The organism is Arthrobacter sp. CC3 (assembly GCF_039907775.1).
Classification (GTDB): Bacteria; Actinomycetota; Actinomycetes; order Actinomycetales; family Micrococcaceae; genus Arthrobacter.
Window position 1 is genome coordinate 21,303 of sequence record NZ_JARCCY010000053.1, and the last position, 6,945, is coordinate 28,247.

Genomic DNA, 6,945 nt, shown 5'->3' on the forward strand with positions numbered 1-6,945 from the left:
TCCGCTCAGCTAGGCCTGTACAAGTGATCGCAGCATCCGTAGGGCGACCCACAACGACGCGACATCGTCCACGTCATGCCGATCCAGCTCTGCTAGGACCGCCATCACGCGCTTCAGAGGCGCCGAATGTGTGTCTTCCCAAGCACGAATTCGTGATGTGGGTTCAGTGATAGGGCTCTTTCCCGGCCGCAGGTCGTGACTCCGCATGATGGCCTCAGTCACGTCATTCAATGCGGCGCAAAGATCGTCATGAAGTGCAGCGCGCGCACGGACCCCCCAGGGGTCCTGCCGCGACAATTTCGAGATGCGCTCGAATAGGCGGTGGCCGCGGAACCGGCTGTATACAGCAAAATACACGGACGCGACCAACTCAATAGGTTCCTTGAAATCATGCGCAAGCTTGCAAATTTCTAGTAGCGCGAAGTCCTCATCAAAGTGGGATCCCTGCTCTGCTGCAGACTTGGGAACTCCAGAATCGACCAGCCATTCGAAACGATGTCGAACGCGAGTCAGGTCGTTGTTCTGCAGAAAATCGGAGATGCGACCTCGTATGAGGTGTACGTCCTTAAAATGGTCTACTGCGTCTACGATGGGTAGGTTGGCGAACCCCCGATTGATCCACCAGCAAACGGCCCGGTCCAACAAGTGCCGGATGCTCCCGTGGATCTCACGCCCATGGGCCGACGAAATAGTTACATCAAGTCCATCTAATGTTTCCAAAAGCGGTGCGAGGTCGTAAATCTCGCATATTGCGACAAAAGCCCGGGCCACCGCAGACTCCGTGGCCGAGGTTTGTTCTACGATCCGGAACGCGAATGTGGTACCACCAGAATTGATCATGTCGTTGGCGAGGATCGTTGAGATGATTGCCCTGGCCAATGGGTGGCTGTCCAGTTTAGCCCCGAAGCGGCTGGACAGGGGTTTGGGGAAATATCCCCGTAAGATCCCACCGAACCATGGATCGTCGCTCAGATCGGTTTCTCCCAGCGCTCGCGCGAGATCAATTTTCGCATAGGCCGCCAACACTGCCAGCTCGGGTGCGGTGAGGCCTCGGTCTAAACCATCAAGTCGCGCCCGCAATTGCGTCGTCGATGGAAGCCCTTCGAGTTCCCGGTTGAGCTTCGCTGAAACTTCAAGCCAGCCCATCAGTCGTTCGTGGACAGGCCCATCCGCCAGTGAGTTTAGGCGGTCAATAGCCATGAGAACGTTCTGGCGGAGGTTGTTTTTCAGGACCAGACTACTCACTTCATCGGTCATCCCCGCCAGGAACACTGCCCTGTCGGATGGATCTAGCATTCTTTCAAGAATCATGCGATCGACAAATATCTTGATGTTCACCTCGTGGTCTGAACAATCCACTCCCGCCGAATTATCGATGGCGTCGGTATTCAGGAGAACGCCCGCCAGGGCTGCTTCAACCCTCCCTTCCTGGGTTAGGCCGAGGTTCCCGCCCTCAACGACTACTTTGACGCGCAGCTCGTTGCCGTCGACACGAATGCTGTCGTTGGATTTGTCACCCACCTGCATGTGACTCTCACTACTGGCCTTGACATAGGTCCCGATGCCGGCGTTGTAAAGCAGGTCAGCTGGCGCCCTAAGGATAGCCTTCAACAGTTCCGGAGGGCTCAGCTGTGTAATTCCTCGGTCCAGCCCCAGAATCGCACGAACTTCTTCGCTGACGGGAATTATCTTTATCCGACGAGGAAAGATACCCCCTCCTTTGCTAATCAGAGCTCGATCGTAGTCTTGCCAGGACGATCGCGGAAGATCGAATAATCGTCTGCGCTCAGCAAAGGAAATTTTCGGATTCGGATCGGGATCAAGAAATATGTCACGGTGGTCGAAGGCGGCCAACAGCCGGATATGTTCTGACAAAAGCATTCCGTTACCGAAGACGTCGCCGCTCATGTCACCGATGCCAATGACGGTGAACTCATCGCTCTGGACGTCGACATTCAATTCCAGGAACTGTCGTTTGACTGATTCCCAAGCCCCGCGTGCAGTGATACCCATCGCCTTATGGTTGTACCCGACAGATCCCCCGGACGCGAAGGCGTCACCCAACCAGAATCCGTATTCAGCGGACAGTTCATTTGCGATGTCCGAAAAGGACGCGGTCCCCTTATCAGCGGCAACAACCAGATAAGCGTCGTGACCGTCGTGGCAAACCACTCGCGGCGGCGAAATCACCACCACGTCACCGGCAGAGTTAGCGACGCGATTGTCCGTGATGTCGAGCAATCCACGTATAAACGTGCGGTAGCTGTGCTGTCCTTCAGCAAGCCAGGCGTGTCGATCGGATGTGGCAGGCAGACCCTTTGCAAAAAACCCGCCCTTGGCGCCCGCTGGAACTATGACAGCATTCTTGACCGTCTGAGCCTTGACGAGACCCAGAATTTCCGTCCGGAAGTCCTCTCGCCGGTCGGACCAGCGCAGCCCGCCGCGGGCAAGCTTACCGAATCGAAGATGGACCCCCTCTACCCTAGGAGAGTAGACCCAAATCTCGTATAGGGGCCGCGGGACTGGAAGTCCTTCGACGGAGGCCGAATCGAACTTGATGCTGAGATAGGGCTTATTTTGAAAGTAATTTGTCCGGACGCTTGCTTCGATAAGATTTATAAAAGCTCTGACAATTCGGTCAGCGTCCAACGTCTCAATAACGTCTAGTCCTGCTTTCAATTGCCCACGGATTGAGGTCAGCAGATCGGCACGTTTCTTTGTTCCAAGCGTGGGATCGAACCTGAGCTCGAACAGTCTGATCAGACTCTGGGCGATGTGTGGGACATCCAGCAGCGTATCGGATATAAGTTCGAATGAACTTGGGATCGCAATTTGGCGCATGTATTTGGCGTAGCTACGAAGAACCCCGGCCAACTGCCAAGAGATCCCTGTTGTTAGGATAAGGCGGCCAAGGCTGTCGGATTCAGTTAGTCCGGACGAGACTGCTTCAAATGTGCTCGCCAGGAGCGGTCCGGTCGCTAAGGGATCAACACCCTTGGGATATTTAAGGCCAAGATCGTAGAGGAAGAATTTGCGTCCATCCGTCGTCGAAATATCAAACGGACGCTCGTCGAGAACCTCCACGCCTAAGTTCTGGAAGACGGGGATGATTTGCGCCAGACTCTTGGGCTCCGTCAGATACAATTTAACCCTTGCGTCCTCATCTGAGGCATCGGTTTGGGGAACAGGCTGATAAACGAACAAATTCGGCGGCGCCGCGTCGCCCTCGAGGCCCTTTTCCAGCGCTTGGGAACGTGCTTCGAAGCGGTTGAGGTCGGTAACGGCATTTTCAACGTCAAAAACCACGCGGTAGGCCATGGGAAATCCATCAGCCCAACGTTCAGCCAGGAGTCGGGCATGTGCCGAACCTAACGTCGTGTTCAGAACATCAAAAACGCCTTCGGGCCAGGAACGCACGACCGTTACTAACTGTTGCTCAAGGGCCGAAGTATCTACACGGCTAGCATGCTCTCCGCGGGGAAGCCAGATGCGGAAGAATAGCCGAGCGAGAGCCGATTCCGTGAGACTCACTTCAAATTCGACGGACTCCGCATTAAAGGTCCGTGACAATTCTTCCTGGATGCGCTGCCGCGCACCGGAATTGTAGCGCTCCCTTGGCAGGAAGATCATCGCGCTTATGAAACGCCCGTAGACGTCTGGGCGCAAGAATAGCCGAGTACGACGTCGCTCCTGAAGGTGAAGAATACCGAGAGCGATCACGAGCAGATCGGGCACTTCGATCTGGAATAATTCATCGCGCGGATATGATTCGAGTATGGCCAGCAAGTCCTTGCGAGTCTGAGAGCGCATATGAAATCCGCTTTCTCTGAGGACTGTATTCGCTTTGTCTCTGAGGAGAGGGATATGCAAGAGAGAATCAGTGTACGCCGTCGGTGGAAAAAGACCGATAAACTGCCCTTCGCCGTTAACATTTCCTTCCGTGTCGAACGTTTTGACGCCGATGTAATCCAAGTACTGCGTGCGGTAAACGGTGGAACGCGTATCGCCTTTGTTGATAACAAATATGCGCTTTTCCCGGGCTTTTTGCTGGCCGGATACAGTCATGTGTTGCACCCTCCAGTTCGGTCGAGTTTTGCGGAGTATCCCCAAACCGGTTTCCTTCTTGGCCACTAACACCGGTTCACTTTCCAGCACGACCAGGTCATACTCCCTGTAGCCTAGGAAAATGAAATTCCCAGCTGCCAGCCAATCAAAGAGGTTCTTGGCCTGCTCAAGATCTGGAAGGAGCCCCACATCCGTGATTTGTGACAGCATTGAGGCATATTGCTCCATCTGAGCTCGCATACGCGGACCGTCTTCAACAGCCGCACGAACGTGCGCCAGTACACGCCTTAACCCCGTCACAAGTAACTCTCGCTGCCGAGGATCGCTGACGCGGTCTATCTCGATGGATATCCACGACTCGACCACTAACCGGCTCTGTGGACCCTTCGCCTGGGGAGATTCATCAAACGAAGGAAGACGCTCAACGGCAAGAATCCTGTTCGTGCTAATGCTGCGGGTCACAGCCAGAACAGGGTGCACCACCAGTCGGATAGTCGAATTTTGGCGTGCGATCTCGCCCGATATCGAATCAACTAGGTACGGCATCTCATCTGTCGTAACCGCTACGACGGTGCATTCAGGCTCGCTGACGAGCCCGATAACCGCGGTTCCGCTGGGACGCTCCTGAGCCAATTTGTAGTGAACCAGCGCCCTGCTCTCAAGAATTTCTGTGCCATAGACCGAAACATCTTCTGCAGCCAGATACTCGTAGTAGTCCGAGAAGAACTTTTGCCGGAACTCTTCTGATGCGGCTGGATCAGCCTCGGAAAATTCATCCATCATTGAATTCGGCCCCATTCTTACTCGGCAGAACCATCTGATTTGCTCCCCTAAGAGCACAACGACATGGGCGGTCGCCCGTCGGGCAGTCGAACCACATCCAGCGTCCAGCTTCTATTGACGTGCGGCTGCGTTTGTAGGCTCCGACATGAGGTTATCGGACCCTGTCTGCCCAGACCCACTTCAAGGCGACTGCCTTTCCGTAGCTGACCGGCGTCCGATAGGTACAGACCTAGGGCGCTGGGGCGGTCGCATAAACAGATAGATACTTAACCGAAAATACGTATGTCCTTAGCGAACGTCAATAGCGGTGAAGGGAATCACGCACGGTGCTCGCGAAGGGCCACATGGTTCGCCGGCGGGTCCACCTGACCTTGCACTTATGGCCAGCACAGAGGTAGCGCAAGCTTTCCGAGCAGGGCCCAAGCACACGGGCATTAGTACCGGCAAAAACCTGCATCGACGAACCTGAGCTCCCCTGAGGCACCGCCACCGCAGCGGCCGAACGCTACGAATCCAAGCATTGCGGCTTTTTCCAACAGGATCCCCGCCGCGAAATCGTTTGAGTATCTCAGGGTCGGCAATAAGCCTGCCATGCACTGTCCAGCGACTAAAGCGCAACGAAAGCTAGTGGGCGGATCGGCGCTCCGGTTCCTCCGCCTATCCGGAGCGGTGATGCCGCGAAGAAGAATTCATAGACCTCATCCGCGGCAAGCTGCTCGAGGTTGAGGGATTCCATGATCGGGATGCCCTTCTCGACCAGCAGATGCACGTGCACGGACAAGGATGGAACAGTGAGTTCGGGTTTGTGCTCGAAGTTGACGCTGTCCGCGCCAACGGCGCGGACGCCTCGATCAGACAGCCATTTGGCGCCCGACAGCTTCACCCCGGGCAAGCCTGCCTCCCGCCCCAAATAGCGATCGCTATCTTCCCAGAACTTCATCCATCCTGTGCGGAACAGGACAATCGAGTCCTTCGCGGGTGTCGCTCTGGTGGCAAACCACTCCTCGAGTTCCTCTGCACCGAAGCCATCCTTGGGCGTCATTTCCCGGCCAAAGATCTTCTCGCCGTCCACGAGATGGGCAGGGCCATACAACGGAGGCAACTCCTCAACAGAGCCCACTCCAACACCGGTCCGCGCATCCTGCTGCGACATGATGTCGCGACCATTGGAAACACAACCGTCCAGGGAGATATGCCCAGGCGCATCCACATGTGTTCCGACGTGGGCGCCCAGAGTAATGAACTCCATGGCCGAAGAGATCCCGCCAGGATACGCGTGGTCGCCATGCTTGGTCACGAGCTCAAAGCTGTAGGGCCGGTGGGCGGCATGGTGCGTCATCCCGTTTTCGTAACGGACGGCCAGGTCATATACACGCGAGGTGTTGGAGAGGGGCCAGTCAAGCGTGCCCTCCCACGTCCCGCCGCCCCAGTTTTTGTCCTCATTGACCATTGAAGGCTTACCTTTCTAGTTGTTTAGTTTGTCTTTGCTTCTCGGCTACATGGATATTGTCGGCTATCTGCTGCTTGCCGAATCGGTTTGCGCCAGCACAGATAGAGAAGCTTCCATCTCCCAAGGGCAAGCGATCCGGCCCAATTGGCAGGCGTGAACGGGCGCACGTCTGACGGAACACATGGAGCGCAACTTCGTCTCCAGCGTCGAGGCGGAGTCCTGGCAACGCCTTACGCTGACCCGAGCTCGCCGCTGGAAGCAGCTAAGCCATCCTGTCAGATAGAGGGCCTCGAACGTATCCGGCGACTTGCTGCGGACGAGCGCCCGGGACTTCTCACGACGGCACGGAGCTTCGGCGCTTCTGTCATGTCACGGATCCGAAATGCTTGAATCGTCTTAGCTTATCTACCAAATGTTTGGCAGGCAACGTTCAGCATCGAAAATCTCTGAGTCAGCCATTGGCGGAGGCCTAGGCGCGCGGAACGCTAAGCGCGGGCGAATCATTGACACAGTCCATTTTGAATGCTTACCTTGATCTACCAAACGCCTGGTTGATAACTAACCCCCCGAACCCAACGGAGAGTTCATGATGGAAACGCAACACCCCAAGAATGGATCTGAGGAAAGCGCTGGCCGGGAGGTCGATG

At 55.7% G+C, this 6,945-nt stretch carries 2 protein-coding genes; both read right to left on the reverse strand.

Going from position 1 to position 6,945, the window contains the following annotated elements:
* Positions 1-9 precede the first annotated feature (9 nt).
* Positions 10-4,848 (reverse strand): NAD-glutamate dehydrogenase, encoded by a 4,839-nt coding sequence (locus tag PV761_RS21520; protein WP_347899640.1) that lies wholly within the window; start codon positions 4,846-4,848, stop codon positions 10-12.
* 607 nt (positions 4,849-5,455) lie between these two features.
* Positions 5,456-6,298, reverse strand: a complete 843-nt coding sequence (locus tag PV761_RS21525) for a cyclase family protein (RefSeq protein ID WP_347899641.1) — start codon at positions 6,296-6,298, stop codon at positions 5,456-5,458.
* Between the last annotated feature and the right edge of the window lie 647 nt (positions 6,299-6,945).